17 protein-coding genes and 1 pseudogene are annotated in these 19,859 nt (G+C 66.8%); 6 read left to right on the top strand and 12 right to left on the bottom strand.

The features are described from left to right. Positions 1-63: 63 nt before the first annotated feature. The 4 genes from NMQ03_RS04550 to speB all read right to left on the bottom strand — a co-directional run bounded on the left by NMQ03_RS04550 (position 64) and on the right by speB (position 5,699). Positions 64-2,274, bottom strand: coding sequence for an MDR family MFS transporter (locus NMQ03_RS04550; protein ID WP_255174572.1), 2,211 nt, complete (start codon positions 2,272-2,274; stop codon positions 64-66). Then, the gene (locus NMQ03_RS04545) at positions 2,274-2,762 is read right to left on the bottom strand and encodes a MarR family winged helix-turn-helix transcriptional regulator (protein ID WP_255174571.1); all 489 of its coding nucleotides are present in this window, start codon (positions 2,760-2,762) and stop codon (positions 2,274-2,276) included. The genes NMQ03_RS04550 and NMQ03_RS04545 overlap by 1 nt, the downstream gene beginning before the upstream one ends. Before the next feature lie 155 nt (positions 2,763-2,917). Next, entirely contained in the window at positions 2,918-4,630 is a 1,713-nt protein-coding gene (locus NMQ03_RS04540; protein WP_255174570.1) for a thiamine pyrophosphate-binding protein, read from the bottom strand. 4 nt (positions 4,631-4,634) lie between these two features. Beyond that, the gene (gene speB, locus NMQ03_RS04535; protein WP_255174569.1) at positions 4,635-5,699 is read right to left on the bottom strand and encodes an agmatinase; all 1,065 of its coding nucleotides are present in this window, start codon (positions 5,697-5,699) and stop codon (positions 4,635-4,637) included. 284 nt (positions 5,700-5,983) lie between these two features. On the opposite strand from speB, the gene NMQ03_RS04530 reads away from it, so the two are divergent. Continuing rightward, positions 5,984-6,814 carry an endonuclease domain-containing protein gene (locus NMQ03_RS04530; RefSeq protein WP_255174568.1) on the top strand — a complete coding sequence of 277 codons (831 nt, stop codon included), beginning with the start codon at positions 5,984-5,986 and terminating at the stop codon, positions 6,812-6,814. Positions 6,815-6,937: 123 nt separating this feature from the next. On the opposite strand, the gene NMQ03_RS04525 is transcribed toward NMQ03_RS04530, so the two are convergent. After that, complete coding sequence (locus tag NMQ03_RS04525) at positions 6,938-7,513, bottom strand: helix-turn-helix domain-containing protein (protein ID WP_224025126.1); 576 nt, start codon at positions 7,511-7,513, stop codon at positions 6,938-6,940. Between the two features lie 259 nt (positions 7,514-7,772). Here NMQ03_RS04525 and NMQ03_RS04520 point away from each other — a divergent pair, with 259 nt between their 5' ends. Continuing rightward, positions 7,773-9,293: a sodium:solute symporter gene (locus NMQ03_RS04520; RefSeq protein WP_255174567.1), complete on the top strand. Its 1,521-nt coding sequence runs from the start codon at positions 7,773-7,775 to the stop codon at positions 9,291-9,293. Between the two features lie 75 nt (positions 9,294-9,368). Here the strand turns inward: NMQ03_RS04520 and NMQ03_RS04515 are convergent, their stop codons facing one another. Then, on the bottom strand, positions 9,369-9,593 hold the full coding sequence (locus NMQ03_RS04515; RefSeq protein ID WP_159632808.1) for a hypothetical protein: 225 nt from the start codon (positions 9,591-9,593) through the stop codon (positions 9,369-9,371). A 266-nt stretch (positions 9,594-9,859) separates the two neighbouring features. Here NMQ03_RS04515 and NMQ03_RS04510 point away from each other — a divergent pair, with 266 nt between their 5' ends. Continuing rightward, entirely contained in the window at positions 9,860-10,999 is a 1,140-nt protein-coding gene (locus NMQ03_RS04510; RefSeq protein ID WP_255174566.1) for a VIT1/CCC1 transporter family protein, read from the top strand. A 41-nt stretch (positions 11,000-11,040) separates the two neighbouring features. On the opposite strand, the gene NMQ03_RS04505 is transcribed toward NMQ03_RS04510, so the two are convergent. Further along, on the bottom strand, positions 11,041-12,177 hold the full coding sequence (locus NMQ03_RS04505) for an LOG family protein (RefSeq protein WP_255174565.1): 1,137 nt from the start codon (positions 12,175-12,177) through the stop codon (positions 11,041-11,043). Between the two features lie 411 nt (positions 12,178-12,588). Between NMQ03_RS04505 and NMQ03_RS04500 the strand changes: the two genes are divergently transcribed. Both NMQ03_RS04500 and iolB read left to right on the top strand, forming a co-directional pair. Next, positions 12,589-13,329 (top strand): GntR family transcriptional regulator, encoded by a 741-nt coding sequence (locus NMQ03_RS04500; RefSeq protein WP_303694784.1) that lies wholly within the window; start codon positions 12,589-12,591, stop codon positions 13,327-13,329. A gap of 17 nt (positions 13,330-13,346) precedes the next feature. Next, positions 13,347-14,240, top strand: coding sequence for a 5-deoxy-glucuronate isomerase (gene iolB / locus NMQ03_RS04495; RefSeq protein ID WP_255174563.1), 894 nt, complete (start codon positions 13,347-13,349; stop codon positions 14,238-14,240). Positions 14,241-14,278: 38 nt separating this feature from the next. Here the strand turns inward: iolB and NMQ03_RS04490 are convergent, their stop codons facing one another. Further along, positions 14,279-15,481 (bottom strand): MFS transporter, encoded by a 1,203-nt coding sequence (locus tag NMQ03_RS04490; RefSeq protein WP_255174562.1) that lies wholly within the window; start codon positions 15,479-15,481, stop codon positions 14,279-14,281. Positions 15,482-15,652: 171 nt separating this feature from the next. Here NMQ03_RS04490 and NMQ03_RS04485 point away from each other — a divergent pair, with 171 nt between their 5' ends. Beyond that, on the top strand, positions 15,653-16,102 hold the full coding sequence (locus tag NMQ03_RS04485) for a MarR family winged helix-turn-helix transcriptional regulator (protein ID WP_255174561.1): 450 nt from the start codon (positions 15,653-15,655) through the stop codon (positions 16,100-16,102). A 12-nt stretch (positions 16,103-16,114) separates the two neighbouring features. Here NMQ03_RS04485 and NMQ03_RS04480 read toward each other — a convergent pair whose 3' ends face one another. The 4 genes and pseudogenes from NMQ03_RS04480 to NMQ03_RS04465 all read right to left on the bottom strand — a co-directional run. Further along, positions 16,115-17,158 carry a Gfo/Idh/MocA family oxidoreductase gene (locus NMQ03_RS04480; RefSeq protein WP_255174560.1) on the bottom strand — a complete coding sequence of 348 codons (1,044 nt, stop codon included), beginning with the start codon at positions 17,156-17,158 and terminating at the stop codon, positions 16,115-16,117. Continuing rightward, positions 17,155-17,940 carry a TIM barrel protein gene (locus NMQ03_RS04475; RefSeq protein WP_255174559.1) on the bottom strand — a complete coding sequence of 262 codons (786 nt, stop codon included), beginning with the start codon at positions 17,938-17,940 and terminating at the stop codon, positions 17,155-17,157. Before NMQ03_RS04475 ends, NMQ03_RS04480 begins: the two co-directional genes overlap by 4 nt. Next, positions 17,940-19,028 (bottom strand): Gfo/Idh/MocA family oxidoreductase, encoded by a 1,089-nt coding sequence (locus NMQ03_RS04470; protein WP_255174558.1) that lies wholly within the window; start codon positions 19,026-19,028, stop codon positions 17,940-17,942. The genes NMQ03_RS04475 and NMQ03_RS04470 overlap by 1 nt, the downstream gene beginning before the upstream one ends. 249 nt (positions 19,029-19,277) lie before the next feature. Then, positions 19,278-19,808 (bottom strand): annotated as a pseudogene (locus tag NMQ03_RS04465) (Gfo/Idh/MocA family protein); the annotation flags it as partial. Between the last annotated feature and the right edge of the window lie 51 nt (positions 19,809-19,859).

Here is a 19,859-nt window from a genome sequence, read left to right as displayed (position 1 = left end):
TGCTTTCCGCCGGGGGCTTGGTAAGCCCCGGCAGGGACGGCTTATTGCCGGCCTGCGGGCCGGCTACAGTCCCTGGTCCGGCTCCGAAGAACCATCGGCGGACGGAGTGGCAGTCGGGGCTGCGGCACTGTGCCGGCCGTGACCGGCCAGGTACAGCGCGGCTGCTGCCTGGATCTTGCGTTCCTTCAGCAGCTTGCGCTGCAGCCGGCTGAGCTCTGCCGCCGTGGCGGCCTGCCTGGCAGCCACCTCCTGCTGGGAGCGCAGCTGTTCCTGGATGTCCAGCACCATGGTTCCCAGTTCGGCCTGCTGGCGGGCCAGCAGGTGCTGGGTGTCCTGCAGCTTCTGCAGGGTGTCAGCGGCGCTGGCAATCGCGTTGGCGGCCTTGTCCACGTTGTCCGCGGACCGCAGGTCCAGCTCTTCCGAGCGGAAGCTGCGTGCAAAGACGTCCTCGAAGTCTTCCGTGGCAACCCTGCCGGACGCTGCTGCCGCAGCGGCAGCACCGGCGTCGTACATTTTTGCGGGAGCCGCGGCAGTCCGCACGGCGCTCCGGGGGGCGATCTCCCCGGCGGGGGCGCCCCTGTCCGGCGCGGCAGCGGAGACCATGGGCAGCTGGCCGGTCATGGCCGTCATGCCCGCTTCACCGGCCGCGTTGGCCTGCAGCGTGGCCTCGGAGGTGATGTCGACCGTCTTGCGCAGCGGCACTTCGTTGATGAAAATCACGGCGATGAGGGCAACGGCGCTCACCACGGCGGAAATCATGAAGATGCCGGCCGTGGCATCACCGTAGGCGGCGCGCATGACCTCCGCGATCGGTGCAGGCAGGTCCTTGAGGTCCAGCGTGGCACCGCTGTTGCCGCCGGGCTGGATGCCCAGCTTGGCGAGCCCGTCGGTGGCCAGGTCCTTGACGTGGTTGGCCATGACGGCGCCCAGGACGGACACGCCGATGGCACCGCCCACGGAACGGAAGAAGGCCACGGAGGCGCTGGCGGAGCCGATGTCCTTGGCCTGGACGGTGTTCTGGACCGCGAGGACCAGGTTCTGCATGAGCATGCCCAGGCCGATGCCGAAGATGCCGGTGTAAAGGCCGGTCAGCCAGAGTTCGGTGGTGTGGTCCATGGTGCCGGCGAGGGCCAGGCCGCCGATCAGCAGGATGGTGCCGCCGATCAGGAAGCGCTTCCACTTGCCGTAGCGGCTGATGAGCTGGCCGGAGACCACCGAGCCGACGAGGTTGCCGGCGATCATGGGCAGGGTGAGCAGGCCGGCCTCGGTGGGCGTTGCACCGCGGGCCACCTGGTAGTACTGGCCCAGGAAGGTGGAGGAACCGAACATGGCAACGCCGACGGCCACGGAAGCCACGATGGCCAGCGCCGTGGTGCGCTCGGAGATGATCTTCAGCGGGATGATCGGTGCGGACACCTTGGACTCAACCAGGACCAGCAGTGCGAGCAGCAGGACGCCGCCGCCCACCATGACGGCCGACTGCCAGGACCACCAGTCGTAGTAGTCGGCCTTCCCGGCGAAGGAAACCCAGATCAGGAGCAGGCTGACGCCGGAGGTCAGCAGGATGGCGCCGAACCAGTCGATCTTGGCAGGTCGGCGGACGTGCGGGATCTTCAGGGTGACCTGGAGCAGGATCAGGGCGACGACGGCGAGCGGCACGCAGACGAAGAAGGTCCAGCGCCAGCCGAGTGAGCTGTCCACGATGAAACCGCCCAGCAGCGGACCGCCGGCGGTGCCGACGGCCATGACGGCGCCCATGTAGCCGGAGTATTTGCCGCGTTCGCGCGGCGGGATGATGGAGCCGATGATCGCCTGGGCCAGAGCGGTGAGGCCGCCCATGGCGATGCCCTGGATCACGCGGGCAGTGAGCAGGAACGGGATGTTTTCCGAGAAGCCTGCCATGACCGAGCTTACCACGAAGATCACGATGCTGAGCTGGACCAGGACCTTCTTGTCGAAGAGGTCTGCCAGCTTGCCCCAGATGGGGGTGGTTGCCGCGTTGGCCAGCAGTGCCGCCGTGATGACCCACGCGAAGTCCGTTTGCGTGCCCTTGAGCTCGGACATGATGGTGGGCAGCGCATTGGCAACGATGGTGCTGCTGAGGATGGCGGTGAAGAAGGCAGCGAGGAGGCCGGTCAGGGCCTCCATGATCTGCCGGTGGTTCATGGGCGCGCCCGGTTCGTGACGCTTGGATTGCCGCGATTCCTGTCTGGCGGTGCGTTCGCGCTGGCGCTCCTGCTCCTGGTCCGCGGCGGCGGCGGTGACGTTAGCCATTAATGGACTCCTGCGTTTTTCTGTTCGGTGGTGGTTCCGGCCGCCCTTGCCCGGATGGAATTCTTCAGGGATGCCGTGAGCTTGTTCAGCATCGCGGCTGTTGCAACGGCGTCGTCCTCATTCCAGTCGGACAGGTACGCCTGGAGCGTTTCCGCCCGGTGCCGCACCAGCTCCGCCAGCTTCTCCTTGCCCCGCGGGGAAAGTGCCAGCAGCTGGGCCCGGCCATCGTCCGGATCCGGCGTGCGAAGCACCAGGCCTGCGTCAGCCAGCTCGGCCACGTGCCGGCTGAGCACCGGCGCGCTGACCCCCAGGCGCTCGGCCAGGTGCGCTGCGCGGGTCTCCCCTTCGCCGATGAACTTGAGTACGCCCTGGAGGGCGATGCCGGTGTCCTGGCCTTTGACGTTGATCATGGTCACGCAGCGCAGTGCACGCTGGAGGTCATAGATGTGGCTGACGAGGTCGGCTGCGGTGGCCGGTGCGACAGACATAATGCTCCCTAAAGAATTAGTTGCTGCAAGCAACTGTATCAGGAAAAGGTTGCTTAGGGAAACGAAGTTAGTGGCCTTGCCGGCTTAAACGCCAAGCTCCCCCACTTCAGCCGGAGGTGATCCGGTAAGCGGGGGAGCTTGCAGGGGGCGTTGAGTCAGGGTGCCAGATGGGTGGGGCCGAACATCTTCAGGAGCGTTTCGACCACGACGACGTTGGGGCCGTCCGCAGCGAATCCGGCCCTGAGCGCGTCCCCCACATCCTCCGGGGCGACCCGCGTTGCAGGCACACCAAAGGATTCGGCGAGCTTCACGAAGTCGGGCCGGGCCAGTTCGGTGGCGGTGGCCTTGCCGAACGCACCCACCATGTATTCGCGCAGGATGCCGTAGCCGCCGTCGTCCACAATCAGCCAGGTGACCGGCACGTTGTGCTGCTTCGCGGTGGCCAGTTCGGCAATGGAGTACATGGACGAGCCATCGCCGGAGACAGCGAGGACGCGGGCAGAACCAGCCGGCTTGCCCAGCGTCTCCAGCCCCACGGCAGCCCCGATGGCCCCGGGAAACGCGTAGCCCAGGCCGCCGGCGCCCTGGGCGGAGTGGAACTGTCCTTCACGGGCGTCCCAGCAGGACCAGCCCCAGTAGGCGGCGATGGTCATGTCCCAGAACGTCTGCATGTCCGCCGGCACGGCCTCGCGGATATCCGCCATGAATTTGAGTTCCTTGGCGAGGTCCTGCGATTCCAGCCGGGCGCGGACCTTGGCAAGTGACTCTTTGACCAGCTCTTCCGGGGTGCTGCCGTGCCAGTCGGGCGTGGTCGTCCTGCCCGGCTCGAGGGCCGCGTTAAGGGCCTCGTCCAGCGCCGCGAGCGCCTGGCCGGCGTCGGCGCGGATGCCCAGGCCTGGCCGGTTGGACTCCAGGACCCGGGGCTCGGCGTCGATCTGGATGATCCTGCCGCGCGGTTCAAAGGTGAAGTAGTTGGAGGTGACCTCGCCCAGTGATGACCCGATGACCACCAGGACGTCCGCGTCCTCGAGGAGGTCGGTCATGTACCGGTCCTCGATCCAGGACTGCAGGGACAGCTCGTGGTTCCAGGGGAACGCGCCGTTGCCGCCCGGGGTGCAGATCACCGGCGCCCGCAGTTTCTCGGCGAGGGACAGCAGCGACTTCTCCGCCTTCCCTCGGCGCGTGCCGCCGCCGGCGATGATTGCCGGGCGCTGTGCTGTTTCCAGCCACTTCACGGCCTCACGCACCAGCTCAATCCGGGGCGGGTTGTCAGCCGCCTCGGCGAGCGCGTCCTCGACCGGCGGGACCATGATCGGGTCCAGCAGCACATTCTGCGGGATCTCGAGCCATACCGGGCCCTGCGGCGAGGAGATGGCCTCGGTCCAGGCGTCCTGGATGGCAGACGGAATTCCGGAAGCGTGCTGGATCAGCCGCTGGCTTTTGGTGACGTTGGCGGCAGAGGCCTTCTGGTCATCGAGCTGGTGCAGCATGCCCTTGCGCCGGGCCCCGAGTCCCTCCAGCGGAATCTGGCTGGCCACCACCACCATGGGCACACCCGTGGCGTAGGCCTCCTGCAGTCCGGCCAGCGAGGTCAGCGCGCCGGGACCGGTGGACAGGAACAGCACGCCCACTTCGCCGGTGGCACGGGAGTACCCGTCCGCGGCGAAGGCGCTGTTGTTCTCCACCCGGGACGAGACAAAGTGCAGGTTCCCGCGGCCCATGGCATCGAAGAGTCCCAAGGCGTGCTGGCCTGGGATGCCGAACACAGTCTTGGCTCCCAGCGCTTCCAGGGTTTCGACGACGAGGTCCCCGCCGTTGCGGGAACCACTCCCCTGCGCCGGGACAGATGGGGCGCCGGATTCCGTCACGGCCCTACTCCTTGCCGGCGGCAGCGAAGCCGGCGGGGCGGCGGGCATCCTGGCCGAGCGCCTGTGCCTGGTACCCGGTCCCTGCTCCGAACCGGCTGCCGGGCACTGCGTTGTCTGCCATGAGGGTCACCAGTTCGTAGGCGACGTGGCTGGCGGCTACGCCGGTGATCTCGGCGTGGTCATAGGCCGGTGATACCTCGACGACGTCTGCGCCGACCAGGTTCATGCCACGGAAGCCCCGGATGATTTCCAGGAGTTCGCGGCTGGTGATGCCGCCGGCCTCAGGGGTTCCGGTGCCGGGCGCGTGAGCCGGGTCCAGGACGTCGATGTCCACCGAGATGTAGAGCGGACGGTTGCCGATCCGGTCCCGGACCTTGGCCACGGTCTCCAGGACGCCCTGGTAGTAGACGTCCGCGGAGGTGACGATGCCGAACCCAAAGCGGTGGTCGTCGTCGAGATCCTTCTTGCCGTACAGGGGACCGCGGGTGCCGATGTGGCTGATGGCTTCGGTGTCCAGGATGCCCTCTTCCACTGCGCGGCGGAAGGGCGTGCCGTGGGTGTATTCGGCGCCGAAGTAGGTGTCCCAGGTGTCCAGGTGGGCGTCGAAGTGGAGCATGGCGATGGGTCCGCCGGCACGTTCGGCGGCGGCGCGCAGCAACGGGAGGGCGATGGTGTGGTCGCCACCCAGGGTCAGCAGCCTGCTGCCGGCAGCCGTAAGGTCCAGCGCGTTCTGCTGGATGGTCTCGATGGCTTCGTTGATGTTGAACGGGTTGACCGCCATGTCCCCGGCATCGGCCACCTGGATGTTCTCGAAGGGGCTGACGTCCCACGCCGGGTTGTATGGGCGGAGCAGGCGGCTGGCCTCGCGGACGTGGTTCGCGCCGAAGCGGGCGCCCGGGCGGTAGGAAACGCCCGAATCGAAAGGCACGCCCACCACTGTCACATCGGCCTTGGCCACCTGGTCCAGCCGCGGGAGGCGGGCATACGTGGCAGCTCCCGCATAGCGGGGGATCCGGGATGAATCGATGGGGCCAAGGTTGCCGTTGGCTTCAATGCGCAGCTCTTCCAATGGAGGCCTCTCCTTCGAGGAGTTGAGGGGACTGTGTGACTGCCATCATACACCGCTGTTTTCTAATGAGCACCAGCTGTTTACCTCTCACCTCCTCCGGTGGACTCCAGCCCACTTACTCCCACACCGTGGACAGGATGTACACCCTGGATCCTTGCAATCCGGCATCGCGCCCCACGTGGACCATGGGCAACCGGGCAGGAACGCCCGCCCCGAGGCACCGCTTACCCACATGCGCCTGGACCCAGGTTCCACACACTCAACCAAAACCTTCCAATGGCCACATGGACATCCTCGAATACCTGCAAAAGTGCGGCGGCGTAGCCCGGTCCGGCCAACTCCTGGATGCAGGATTCCGGCGCCGGGACCTCTTACGGCTCACCGGACTGGGCGCTGCCCAGCCCCGGCGCGGCATCTTCGTCCCGCCGGAATGCGACAAGGCGCTCCTCACTGCAGTCCTGAACAACAGTCGGCTGACCTGCGCCAGCGCCGCCCGCCACTACGGCCTCTGGCTTCGCGCCGCGCCCCCACAGCCCCATCTGGCCTGCGCCCATGGCCACGGCAGCCGCTTTATCCGGCACCGCACCGTACGATTCCCGGGACACGCATCCCTGCCGCTGGCTGCCGTGGAGGATGTGGCACTCCATGCCCTGGGTTGCCTGCCGTCTCCGGCATCCGCCGCTTTGGCAACCTCGACGATCAGACTGCATGGCGTGCCACGCGGACTGCTGGCGTCACAGCTGCAGGCCGGCCGCTCCGGCTCCGCACTCCGCGTCCTGCGCCAACTTGACGTGCGTGCAGAATCAATCGTGGAGATTGATGCGCAACACCTGTTCCGTGCCCATGGAATCGCCTACGACACCCAAGTCTTCCTACCGGGAATTGGCCGCGTGGATTTCCTGCTGAATGGCTTCCTGATTGTGGAGATCGATGGCTTCGCCTTCCACTCCAAACGCACCGATATGCTCCGGGACCGGAGGCGCAACAACGCCGCAGCCGTCAGCGGTTACGCCGTCCTTCGCTTCATGCCGGAGCACATCTGGTTTGACCCCGCCTCGGTTATCCGGGACATCCGGACCATACTGGCAGGCTACCGGCGGAGCCTGCGCCGGTAGGTGTGAAATCCAGCCCAGTTACCCCCGGCGAAGGGCGCTCCTCTTCAGCGTTTTCCGCAGAATGCGGCGGCTGAGGTGGGGACTACCGAAGGTAACTGGGCAGGAATGCACGGCCGGGACGGGTCAGCGGCTCGCGGCGGGCACCAGGACCCAGAGCACTTCTACTGGCTTGTCCGTGGGATTGACCCAGGTGTGGGGTTCCCGGCCCGGAAACGTCACGGTGTCGCCTGTCTCGAGGTCGTATTCCTCGTTGGTGAGGATCAGCTTGATGGACCCCTTGATGACGTGCAGCACGTCCACATCGCAGTCCACGGCGTAAAGCTCGGACTCACCGCGGCCGTGCGGCTCGATCACTGCCTGGATGATCTGGACCCGGCGCTCCGAGCGGGCCGTCAGGAGCCGCTCCACGATGCCCTGGCCGCCGAGCGAGATCCGGGGACCGTCGTTGCGTTTGGTCAGGTGGGTTTCGGGTGCCACGAAAAGGTCGCCGATGGAGATGGAGAGCACCTGGCACAGCGTCACCAGGGAGGCGACGGACGGTGATGTCAGGTCCCGCTCCACCCGGCTGAGGAAGCCTTTGGTCAGCCCGGTGGCATCCGCGACCTGCTCGATGGTGAGCCGCTGGGACTGCCTGGCGGCCCGGATCCTGGAGCCGATGGCAACAGGGACATTGCTCGGCTCAACTGGCAGTGCCTTCATCTACGAACCTTTCACGGTAAGCAGCCCGGCTCCACTCTCGAGCCATACTAATCGGCGCCGCTTTTGTGACGCGCGCATGCCACACCCACGCGGCTTCGGGCGCGACCTCCTTGACTGTCGCCCGCGTCACACCCTAGTCTTTGGAAACTCCTGTTGCCTATGAGGCAATTGCAGGTCCTCTCCGTATTCGTCCGCGGCGGTTCCGGGCGTCCCTGCCCCAGGTCCCACACCCGGCCCCAACAGCTCCAAGGAGCCATTTATGGATGCACGTGCCATCAACATCGCCATTGTGGTGGTGTATCTTCTCGCAATGCTGGCCTTCGGCTGGTGGGGCAAGTCCCGCACCAGGAACAACAGTGACTTCCTGGTGGCCGGACGCCGCCTTGGCCCGTTCCTCTACACCGGAACCATGGCCGCGGTCGTCCTGGGCGGAGCGTCCACGGTGGGCGGAGTTGGGCTTGGCTACAAGTTCGGCATCTCCGGGATGTGGCTCGTGGTGGCCATCGGTGCCGGCGTCCTGCTCCTGAGCCTGCTCTTTGCCGGGACCATCCAGAAGCTGAAGATCTATACGGTGTCCCAGATGCTCACGCTCCGCTACGGAAGCAGGGCCACCGAGGCGTCCGGCATCGTCATGCTCGCCTACACCCTGATGCTCTGCGCCACCTCCACCGGCGCCTATGCCACCATCTTCGTCGTTCTTTTCGGCCTTGACCGGGCACTGGCCATCGCCATCGGCGGCGCCATCGTGCTGGTGTACTCCACCATCGGCGGCATGTGGTCCATCACGCTGGCGGACCAGGTCCAGTTCGTCATCAAGACCGTGGGCATTTTCTTCCTGATGCTGCCCTTCACGCTGAACGCAGCCGGCGGCCTGGACGGGATCCGCAGCCGGGTGGATGCCAGCTTCTTCCAGATCGACGGCATCGGCATCCAGACGATCATCACCTACTTCGTGGTCTACACCCTGGGCCTGCTGATCGGGCAGGACATCTGGCAGCGCGTGTTCACCGCCAAGACCCCCATGGTGGCCCGCTGGGGCGGCGCCACGGCAGGCATCTACTGCATCCTCTACGGTGTTGCCGGCTCCCTGATCGGTATGGCCGCCAACGTTGCACTGTCCAACGTCAAGATCGCCGCGAAGGACGACGTCTACGCCGAGGTGGCCCAGAACATCCTGCCCATCGGCATCGGCGGCCTGGTCCTGGCCGCTGCCGTGGCGGCCAGGATGTCCACCGCCTCCGGCGCTCTGATCGCTGCCGCCACCGTTGCCCGTGCCGACGTCCTGCCCTTCGTGGCCGGCTGGTTCGGCAGGACGGTCAACACCGGAGACACCGAAAACCCTGAGCACGACGTCAAGGCCAACCGGATCTGGGTCCTGGCGCTGGGCATCGTGGCCATTGTCATCGCCATCGTCACCAAGGACGTTGTCGCGGCCCTGACCATTGCGTACGACATCCTGGTGGGCGGCCTCCTGGTGGCCATCCTTGGCGGCCTGGTGTGGAAGCGCGGCACCGGCATCGCCGCCGCTGCTTCGATGGCCGTCGGCTCGGTCATCACCCTCGGCACCATGATCATCCTCGAGATCAACGCCGAGGTCCCGTTGGACGGAATCTACGCCAACGAACCCATCTACTACGGCCTGCTCAGCTCGGCCATTGTGTACGTTGCCGCCTCGCTGCTCACGCGCCCCACCGATCCCGCGGTCATGCGCGCCTGGCAACTCCGGGTTGCCGGGCAGGAGCAGGAAGGCACTCCGGAGGAAGTCCTCGCCGGCCGCTGACCCGCAGGGATTAAACGCACGACGGCGGCACCTCCTTTCGCCCTGCAGCGAAAGGAGGTGCCGCCGTCGTAAGTCCTACTCCCCCGTGTCGCGCTCGTCGTCATCCAGCGGGACCTCACGGTCCTCGGCGTCGATGACTACCGGGGCCGGCTGGACCACCGGCTCTTCCTCGTCGATGAACTCGTCTTCCGCGTCCCAGTCCGCGTCGTCTACCGGTGCATCCTCGGCGTAATCGTAGGCGGGGTCCGCTTCGACGGCGTCCAGGTGCGGCATGTCCGGGTGCTGTCCGGTGGTGCTCATGATTCAACCTCCGTATGTTCGCCTGACGTGCTCTTTCAGGTAGGGCGCAGGCTGCGCCACACCTTCATCAGAGCACCGGCCGGGCGGACGGGTCAATAGCCGCCGCGGTCCCGGAAATGAGCGCAGAACCCTGGCCCGGACACCCTCCGTTTTAAGGTCTACCGAAACTTCCCAGCGAGGTTTGCCAGCCAAAAAACCACGGAAATCCGCAGTAGGCTGGCAGGGCAAAGGCGCGAGTACATGCCCTTTCCAGCCCAGGAGTTACAGTGTCGCAGCACGCCCAGTCCGAATCCCACGCCACGCCCGCCGGGGCCGCCAACCCAACCCAGCCCTCGCCGTCGAACATCAAGCGGTGGCGCCAATACCTGGCCGACGAGCGCGCGGAAGCCGCCGTCTACCGGGACCTGGCCCAGAACCGCGAGGGCGAGGAACGGTCCATCCTCCTTGCCCTGGCCGAGGCCGAAGGCCGCCATGAGGCCCATTGGCTGGCGCTGCTGGGCGACCACGCAGGCAAGCCGAAAAGGGCCTCTGCCCGGAGCCGTTTCCTCGGATTCCTGGCCCGCCACTTTGGCTCCGTGTTTGTCCTTGCCCTGGCCCAGCGCGCCGAGGGCCGCTCCCCCTACGCCAAGGACCCCAACGCCACAGCCGCCATGGCCGCTGATGAGCAGATCCATGAGGAAGTGGTGCGGGGCCTGGCCACCCGTGGGCGCAACCGCCTGGCCGGTACCTTCCGCGCCGCGGTCTTTGGCGCGAACGACGGCCTGGTCAGCAACCTCTCCCTGGTGATGGGCATGGCCGCGTCCGGCGTGGCCAGCAGCGTGGTGCTCCTCAGCGGCATCGCCGGGCTCCTGGCCGGTGCCATGTCCATGGGCGCGGGCGAATTCATTTCGGTCCGCTCCCAGCGCGAACTGCTGGCGGCCACCCGGCCCACGCAGGTCACGCTGGCGGCCGCACCCCAACTGGACCTGGAACACAACGAACTCCTCCTGGTGTACCTGGCCCGCGGCATGTCCCGGGAAGCGGCCGAACACCGGGTGGCCGAGCGCATGGGGTTGCTGCCCTGCGACTGCGATCCCAGCCTGTCCCTGCAGCCGGACCTGCCGGAGGAAGAGGACCAGCATGAGGCCGTGGGCACGGCCTGGGGTGCGGCGCTGTCCAGCTTCTGCTTCTTCGCCTCCGGCGCCATCGTCCCCATCCTGCCGTTCCTGTTCGGCCTCACCGGCGTCGCTGCCCTCGTGGTCGCAGGCGCCCTGGTGGGCATCGCGCTCCTGGCGACCGGTGCCGCCGTCGGCCTGCTGTCCGGCACCTCTCCGCTGACCCGCGGCCTGCGGCAGCTTGCCATCGGCCTGGGCGCGGCAGCCATCACGTACCTGCTGGGCCTGCTCTTCGGCACGGCCGTCGGCTAGCACCAGGCAAAGGACACTTCGTGGAGGTCCTCCGGCAGCGTTCAGCGCTGCCGGAGGACCTCCACTGCTTCATCCACCGTGTCCACCAGGTGGATGTAGTCCGCCATGGCCCTGCCGGCGGCCAGGCTGCGCAGCATGGGCCAGGCCGGATACTCCTGCTCCCAGTGGCGCCGACCCACCAGGACCATGGGGGCCACCTTTTCGCGGGCGCCATAGTAGTTCTCGCACGCGTCCTGGAAGATCTCCTGGACGGTACCCGCTGCACCCGGCAGGAAGACGATGCCGCCGTGGCAGAGTTCCAGCAGGATGGCCTCGCGGATGGCATTGGCGAAGTATTTGGCGATGTGCGTGGCAAAGTAGTTGGGCGGCTCATGCCCGTAAAACCAGGTGGGGATCCCGAGCGACGGAGTCCCGTCCGGATGGCGTTCGACGACGGCAGCCGCCGCCCGCGCCCACGCCGACACGGACGGCCGGAACCCCGGGACCACCGCGAGCGTGGCAAGCGCCGCCTCCAAGTCGCCGTCGGACGCCTGGCACAGGTAGGCGCCCAGGTTAGCCGCCTCCATGGCACCGGGGCCGCCGCCGGTGGCCACCGAATAGCCCTCACCGGCCAGCAGCTTCCCAAGCCGCGCCGCATCCGCAAACTCCCGGCTCCCCCGGGGCGCCGCATGGCCGCCCATGACGCCGACAATGGACCGGCGGGTCCACGCCTCCGATCGCGTCAGTTCCTCCAGCGCATCCCCGATCGCATGGTCGTGCAGGGCAGAGGCCAGGGTTGCGTCCACGCGGTGCCGCTGCCCCGGCTGAATGCTCCAGTGGTAGATGCGGGCATCCGGCAGTTCCTCGTACGGGGACCTGGCAAGACCGGCATACAGCTCGGCCGGTGAATACAGCGAAGCCCGGTAGGGGTCGAAGGGGACGCCATCAAGCCGCGGAAAGATCAGGGCACCGCGGCCGCGCAGGTTGGCTTCCATGCCGTCGTCAAAGAGGCAGCCGAGGAACATGGCGCCTTCGACGCTGACGCTTTTCAGTGCGGCCGACCGGCCCCGCAGGTCCAGGGACTGTGCATGCCAGCCGTGCAGATTGACCGCACCGCCAGCCACCAGACGGTCGAAGCTCGCCAGGTCCTGTACCTCGAGGGTGCGGGGACGGGGGCCAAGGCTTCCGGCGTAATTCACGGCTGCTGCCCCACAGTCCACATCATGGAGCCAGCCTAGGCCACCGGACGCAAACGCGGGACCGGACCTTTCCCTTTTCGTCAATCACGGAAAGGCGCCGGACAGGCCCCGCAGTGGTCGGCCATGCCGCCTCCGGTGAGGGCGCCGACGGCGGCACCCGGGAACAGCAGTGCGCTCACCACACTGGCTTCCTCGAGGCGGTCATGTTGAGGGAGTCGTTCATGTACAGCACGGCGCGGAGACGCCGCGTCGGGCGGGGTGCGGACGCAATCCCTTGACCGGCGGCAGGCGCCTGCTACGATTCAAGGAAGAAACTATGTCCTATCAAGCGGACATATGCCGAAGAGGCCCGCCAGCGCCGGCGTCGAGACCAGATCAAGGTGCTGACACCGACGTATGAGGAAATGCACTGTGGCGAACAACCTGGGACTCAGCATCGACCGCTCCTCCCCCGTGCCCTTGTACCACCAGGTGGTCCAGGGCATCGAGGCAGCCATTTACAGTGGCGTGCTGGAGCCCGGCAGCCGGTTGGACAACGAGATCGACCTGGCAGCCCAGCTCAACCTGTCCCGGCCAACCATGCGCAAGGCCATGGACGAATTGGTCCGGTCCGGCCTGCTGGTGCGCAAGCGCGGCGTGGGAACGCAGGTGGTCTCCAGCCAGGTGCGACGCCCTTTGGAGCTGTCCAGCCTCTATGACGACCTCACCAACAACGGCAAGAAACCCACCACGGAAGTCCTGAGCTTCTCCCACATCGAGGCCGACGACGCCCTCCTGGCCACGCTCCAGCTCCCCGCAGGCTCGAAGGTGTACCACTTCACCAGGCTGCGGAAAGTCGGCGGCAAACCCCTGGCCCTCATGGAGAACTGGGTGCGCGACGACATCGCCGAGATGGACGAGGCAATGCTCGGTGCCGAGGGCCTGTACTCGATCCTCCGCCGCGGCGGGGTGAACTTCCGGCTGGCCACCCAGCGGATCGGCGCCATGACCGCTAATGAGTACCAGGCCTCCATGCTGGAAACCAGCGAAGGATCCGCGCTGGTCACCATGGAACGCACCGCCGTGGACGATACCGGACGCCGGGTGGAAACAGGACAGCATGTGTACCGCGCCGATTCCTACAGCTTTGAAATGACACTCGTACAGCGATAATCCAAGGAGCCAACTCCATGACCAACTGGGTCTACCCCCTGGGCACTGCCGCCGACGGCAAATGGGATGTCTCGATCGGAACATCCGACTCCTCTCTCACCGTAGACGGCTGGGCACACACCGGACTGAAGGTGGCCACCGTGCCTGCCGGCGCCGCCGTCGAACTTCCCGCCGGGGACGAGGAACGGATCGTTGTGCCCCTCAACGGGTCCTTCATCGTCACCGTTGACGGCACCGACCATCCCTTGAACGGCCGGCCCTCTGTCTTCTCCGGGCCGACGGACGTGCTCTACTCCGGCACCGGCTGCGCCGTGAGCATCAGCTCTGCCGAAGGGGGCCGCGTTGCCGTGGCCACCGCACCGGCGAACGCGTCGTACCCCACCCGGCTGGTATCCGCGGCCGAAACGCCGGTGGAACTGCGCGGCGCCGGCAACTGCTCACGCCAGGTCCACAACTTCGGCACGCCGGCAGCACTCGAGGCCGACCGCTTCATCGTCTGCGAGGTCCTCACCCCGGCCGGGAACTGGTCCTCGTATCCTCCGCACAAGCATGATGAGGAGAAGGACGGCGAGACCTCCCTGGAGGAGATCTACTACTTCGAGACACAGGTGGCGGCAGGGTCAGGCGCTCCCTCCGACGCCGACGCCATCGGCTACCAGCGCGTCTACGCCTCCGACGAACGCCCCATTGATGTCTCGGCCGAAGTCCGCACGGGCGACGTTGTCCTGGTTCCTTACGGGTGGCACGGTCCTGCCATGGCCGCGCCCGGTTACGACATGTACTACCTGAATGTCATGGCGGGCCCCGGTCCCGTGCGGGAGTGGCTGATCAGCGACGACCCGCACCACGGCTGGGTGCGGCAGACCTGGGAGAGCCAGGACATCGACCCGCGGCTGCCATTCGGCGCCTGACGCGCACTGAGGGTGCGCAGCTCCTCGGGTCCCGCCGCTTAGCGGCTGACCAGCTCCTCCGCCGCCTGGACCTGGCCCTCCGCGTGCTTTTCGCTCCGCTTGGCGCCAGCCGCGGCGAGTGCCATGACCCCCAGGCCCGCAAGCGTGATGGCCGCGCCGGCCCAAATGGGCGAGGTGTAGCCGAGCCCTGCTGTGATGGTGACGCCGCCCAGCCATGCGCCCAGGGCGTTGCCCACGTTGAAGGCTCCGATGTTGGCGCCGGAGGCGAGTGTGGGCGCCCCCGAGGCGTACTTCATCACGCGCATCTGCAGGCCCGGCACGGTGGCAAAGCCGAAGCCTCCCATCAGGACCAGCGAGATGACCGTCAGGGCAGGATTGGCGGCTGTCAGGGCGTACGCCACCAGGACCACGGTCAGCGCGGCGAGCACCACGAGGAGCGTCCTGTCCACGTTGCGGTCGGCGGCCTTACCGCCCAGGGTGTTGCCGGCGAAGAGGCCCACGCCGAAGACAATGAGCAGCCACGGCACGGTGGAGGCTCCGAACCCTGAGACTTCGGTGAGGGTGTAGGCGATGTAGGTGAACGCGCCGAACATGCCGCCGAAGCCCAGGATGGTCACCACAATGGAAAGCCACACCTGCCCCGAGCGGAAGGCGCGGAGCTCCGAGCGGAGGCTGCCAGCTTCTTCGGCATCCCCGGCCGACTTGGGAACGAGCGCAAGGATGCCTGCGAGCGCGGCCACACCGATGACCGTGATGGCCCAAAAGGTGGCACGCCAGCCGGCGGCCTGGCCCAGCAGCGTCCCGAACGGCACACCCAGGACGTTTGCTGCGGTTAGTCCCGTGAACATGAGCGCGATGGCTCCTGCCTTCTTGCTCGGCGGGACCATCCCGGCCGCCACTACGGCCCCGATCCCGAAGAAGGCGCCGTGCGAAAGGGCGGCAACAACGCGGCCCAGCATCATGGCCCAATAGCCGTCCGCCGTGGCGGAGAGCAGGTTCCCGGCGATGAACAGGACCAGCAGGGCGGCCAGCACGGGTTTGCGCGGGAACCGTGTCACGGCGGCCGTCAGGCCCAGTGCCCCGACCACCACGGAGAGTGCGTAGCCGGAGATGAACCAGCCGGCCTCCGCTTCGGTGACGCCAAAATCGGCTGCCACCTGCGGCAGGAGGCCCGCGATGACGAATTCAGTGAGTCCTATGCCAAACCCGCCAAGGGCGAGTGCGATCAGGCCAACAGGCATGCGAATGCTCCTTTGAGCTGTACGTGCGGTTGTTCCCTCACGGGGAAGGCGCCTAAGATAGTTGCAGACGCGGTATTTATTGTTGCATATGCAATTATTCCGCGCAAGCAACTATCTCTGACCGCAGCTACCACTGGCCCTCCTGCCGGGCCCTCCTGTAAGGAGCAAACCATGGGCATCAAGGACGACGCCGTCGAAGTCCGCGCCCAGGGCTGGCGCACCCTGGCGGCCCTGCACGGGCTGATCGAAAACGAACTGGAACGGGCCCTCCAGGCGAAGTCGAAGCTCTCCGTAGTGGAGTACACGGTGCTGGACGCCCTCAGCCGTCAGGACGGGTGGCACATGCGCATGCAGCAGCTGGCGCGCGCCACTGCCCTGAGCCCCAGCGCCACCACAAGGCTGGTGAACCGGCTGGAGGACCGCGGCCTCCTGACCAGGATCCTGTGCGACGACGACCGCCGCGGTATCTACACGGAACTGACACCCACCGGACTCAGCCTCCTGGAGGAAGCGAGGCCGGTGCACGATGCCACCCTCGAACGTGCCCTGGGCGCAGCGCGGGACATTCCGGAACTGGCCCCCTTGGTTGACGCGCTCCCCAAGCTGCACGCGCTGTCCTGACCGGGGTGCGGCTCAGGCCACCCGGCTGGGTACCGCTCCTGCCACCCGAACCGGAAGGCCGGTGGCCAGGGACGCCTGCGCGGCATCGGCCACCCGGGAGGCGGCCACGGCGTCCTCGGGCGTGCACGGGTTGTCCCGACGGCCCAGGACAAGCTCAACGAACGCGGCCATCTCGGAACGGTAGGCCTGGTCGAAGCGCCCGGCAAACGTCGTGTGCGGCTCGCCCGAGGGAAATAACACGCCGGGCTCGGCTGATGCCAAAGCGGTCCTGTCGTCGAGGCCCACCATGAGCGACCGGCTGGACCCCTGGATTTCCAGCCGCACGTCGTGGCCCGCCCCGTTGTACCGGGTCGCCGAGACCGTGCCCACTGTGCCGTCGTCGAAGGTCACCAGCGCCAGCGCTGTGTCCACATCCCCTACAGCGCCGATCTCCGGGTCCCCGTTGTTGGATCCCTTGGCATAGACCTCTACGATTTCACGGCCGGTCAGCCAGCGAAGGATGTCAAAGTCGTGCACCGAGCAGTCGCGGAAGAGCCCGCCGGAGGTGGCCAGGAATTCCACGGGCGGCGGGGCCATGTCGCAGGTGACCGCGCGCAGGGAGTGGATCCACCCCAACTCGCCTGCCTGATAAGCCCTCCGTGCTTCCAGGTAGCCGGCATCGAAACGGCGCTGGTGGCCGATCTGGACCACGCCGTTCTTGTCCCGGATGTAGTCCAGCACAGGCAGGGCATCGGCAACATTCAGGGCCACCGGCTTTTCGCAGAAGACCGGAATGCCGGCATCCATCCCGGCCTTGATGAGGCCAGGATGCGTGCCCGTGCCGGTGGCAACCACCAGTCCGTCCAGGCCGGAGGCGAGCAGCGCTTCCACGGACGGAAGGAACTCCGCGCCCAAGCTGTGGGCGACGGTCCTGGCATGATCTTCGGCGACGTCAGTAAGCCGCAGCCTGACCTCAATGCCTTCCGGTTTCATGGCATCGTTGAGCCTGGCGATGTTATCCGCGTGCATGCTGCCGATCCGGCCCACACCCACCAGGCCAAGAGTCACAGTTTTCACAGTTTTTCCTCCGCATAGACGGTGAACGCCGTTCTGAAGGCTTCGAGGGCGGCGTCGCTGTCGTCCTTCGCCCACGCCTCCATTCCCACGGTGCCTTGGTATCCAAGCCCGGCAAGGGCCCGCGCCACGGCTGCATAATTGATTTCCCCGGTGCCCGGCTCGCAACGGCCGGGCACGTCCGCCACCTGAATTTCGCCGATGTACGGCAGCGCGGAACGCACCAGCTCGATCAGGTTCCCCTCCCCCATCTGGGCGTGGTAAAGGTCCAGCATCAGCTTTGCGTAGGGATGCGCCGCAGCTTCCACCAAGGCCAGTGTGTCCTTGGCCCGTGCGAGTGGGATGCCGGGATGGTCAAGGATGGTGTTGAGGTTTTCCAGGCAGAATGTCACGCCGTGCGGTTCGCCCAGGTTCCCGAGCCTCTCGAGGGTCCGCGCGCCTGTTGCCCACATGCGCCCGGTGGAACGGTAGGCCGGGCGGGCGGCGTGACCGTCCACCAGTTCGGCCGGGTGCACCACCATGCGGCTCACGCCGAGTTCCAGCGCGGTGGGGATCAAGGATTCGGCTGTCCGGACCACGTCATCGCAGGTGTCCGGGTCCACCAGGCTGCCTGAGGTGTAGCCCGTCATGGACGAGAAAACGGCACCGGTGGCCTTCAGCGCCTGAATGTCCTTGCTGCGCGAATCCCACAGTTCAACGTCGAAGCCGGCCTCGTGGATGCGGCGCACCCGCTCCACAAACGGAAGGTCGGTGTAGACCATCTCCGCGCAGACTGCCAGGCGCATCAGAGTGCGGCTTTCTCGGCAACGGCAACGGGGGCCCCGCTCTTGACGGACTCAATGCAGGCCAGTGCCATGGCAAGGGCGCGGCGGGCGTCGGCAGCGCCGGGAGTCAGGGTGACGTCGGACGACGGCGACGGCTTGCCGTCCAGCCGGGCACGTACGGCCCCCGCAAAATCAGCAAGTTCGTCGGTGTAGGCCTGGTGGAAGAGCTCGACGTTGAGGCGCGGGGTGTCGGCCGAGAGCCCCTCGGCCGTGTACCGGCGGGCTGCAGTTTCCGTGGCGCGCCCGGCCTGGACCATGCCCTTGGACCCAAAGACTTCCCCGCGGATGTCGTACCCGTAGAGCGCGCTGAAGTTCGCTTCCGCCACCGCCACCGCGCCGTTGCTGTACCTGATGGTCACCACCGCGGTGTCCAGGAAACCCTGGCTGCGCAGGGAAGGCTCCACCAGTGCATCCGCCACCGCGTACACCTCCACCGGCTCTGCGCCCTCGTTGAACCAGTTGAGGGTATCGAAGTCGTGGATGAGGGTCTCCAGGAAAATGGTCCAGGCCGGGACCCGTGCCGCGTTGGGGATGCTTCCGTTTCCGGGATCGCGGGTCAGCGAGCGCAGGAGCTGCGGCATTCCGGCGATGCCGGCTGCCAGGTCCTTCTTGGCAGCTTGGAAGTCGTCGGCGTACCGGCGGTTGAAGCCGATCTGGAAGTGCACACCGGCTTCCTCCACAGCTTCCAGCGCGGCATCGAGTTCCTCCAGGGACTGGCCGGCGGGTTTCTCGCAGAAAACGTGTTTCCCTTCGGCTGCGGCCTGCGCGATAAGTGCCGAGTGAAACCGTGCCGGGCTGGCGATGATGACGGCGTCGATCTCCGGGTCCGCGAAGATATCTTCGGCGCTGGCTGTGACCTTGGCGGTGCCCAGTTCCGTGGCAAGGGCCTGGGCGGATTCGACGTTGGGGTCCGCGATGGCGGCCAGCTCAGCACCGGGGACTCGGCGGGCGATGCTCTCGGCATGGAAAGCCCCCATCCAGCCGGAACCGATGAGCCCGATCCGGACGGGTGCGGGACCTGGTGTTTGCTTGTGCGGTATGTAAGCCATTGGCTCGTCCTTTCAGTAATGGATCAATAGAAACCCAGGCAGCTGTTGCCTTGGCCTGGAAACTCGATGGAAGCTGGCGGCAGATTTCGTCGGCTACTTCCAGGGTCCGAATGGAAGCAGCGAGGGGGCGCTGCGCGCTTTGGACCTCACGGCCGTCGGCGAACTGCATCACTGCAGGGAGCTGGGTGTTGACCCCGGACGGCTGCGGCTGGCCGATGTGACATGCAGCCTTTCTGACCGGCCAAGGACTTCGGGAAAGCGGGGCCGCCAGTCCGCAGGCACGGCAGCCCGGCGGGTTCCGGCTTCTTCCACGCTGCTCCGCCCCGCCTGCCATGAGACTTCAGTGATGGGCGAACCCAGCAGCCAGGGGATGATGTCCAGCTCGTGGATGGCCGAGTTGGTAATGGCGGATTCCGCCGTGGTGCCGGGGCCCGCAGCGGCGTTGCGGCTGGTGCAGCGGACCAGCAGCGGCTCACCCTGGGCCCGTTCCTGCACGGACCTGCGCAGGGCCACGTACCCGGGATCAAAGCGCCGCATGAAGCCCAGCGACAGCAGCGTTGAGTCGTGCGAGGCAACAACGACGGCGTCCACCTCGCTGGAGTTGATCAGTTCGGAAGGATCGTTGGTGATGCGTGCCGATGGAGGCGCCGCTTCCGCGGGCCGCCCGGCGTCGAGGTCTGCTACGAAGGTGACGTCGGCCCCGCTGATGGCGGTGCTCAGGTTCTTGATGTGGTCTGCGCCCATGACACCGGCGCCAATAACGCCAACCCGGATCGGCATGCTGTCTTCCCGTCTGATGTTCTTTCCTTGCACGATTGGCAGGTAGCGGCG

This window comes from Arthrobacter sp. DNA4, from assembly GCF_024362385.1.
Classification (GTDB): Bacteria; Actinomycetota; Actinomycetes; order Actinomycetales; family Micrococcaceae; genus Arthrobacter.
This window is presented reverse-complemented; position numbering and strand designations above follow the sequence as displayed.

Excerpts from the sequence above, each read along its gene's own strand:
- NMQ03_RS04475 (WP_255174559.1), bottom strand. The coding sequence starts at position 17,940 with ATGCGCCTGGCAGTCTGCGCGGAGATGGTCTACACCGACCTTCCGTTT.
- NMQ03_RS04545 (WP_255174571.1), bottom strand. The coding sequence starts at position 2,762 with ATGTCTGTCGCACCGGCCACCGCAGCCGACCTCGTCAGCCACATCTAT.
- NMQ03_RS04525 (WP_224025126.1), bottom strand. The coding sequence starts at position 7,513 with ATGAAGGCACTGCCAGTTGAGCCGAGCAATGTCCCTGTTGCCATCGGC.
- NMQ03_RS04520 (WP_255174567.1), top strand. The coding sequence starts at position 7,773 with ATGGATGCACGTGCCATCAACATCGCCATTGTGGTGGTGTATCTTCTC.
- NMQ03_RS04550 (WP_255174572.1), bottom strand. The coding sequence starts at position 2,274 with ATGGCTAACGTCACCGCCGCCGCCGCGGACCAGGAGCAGGAGCGCCAG.
- NMQ03_RS04485 (WP_255174561.1), top strand. The coding sequence starts at position 15,653 with ATGGGCATCAAGGACGACGCCGTCGAAGTCCGCGCCCAGGGCTGGCGC.
- NMQ03_RS04515 (WP_159632808.1), bottom strand. The coding sequence starts at position 9,593 with ATGAGCACCACCGGACAGCACCCGGACATGCCGCACCTGGACGCCGTC.
- NMQ03_RS04470 (WP_255174558.1), bottom strand. The coding sequence starts at position 19,028 with ATGGCTTACATACCGCACAAGCAAACACCAGGTCCCGCACCCGTCCGG.
- iolB (WP_255174563.1), top strand. The coding sequence starts at position 13,347 with ATGACCAACTGGGTCTACCCCCTGGGCACTGCCGCCGACGGCAAATGG.
- NMQ03_RS04490 (WP_255174562.1), bottom strand. The coding sequence starts at position 15,481 with ATGCCTGTTGGCCTGATCGCACTCGCCCTTGGCGGGTTTGGCATAGGA.
- NMQ03_RS04530 (WP_255174568.1), top strand. The coding sequence starts at position 5,984 with ATGGACATCCTCGAATACCTGCAAAAGTGCGGCGGCGTAGCCCGGTCC.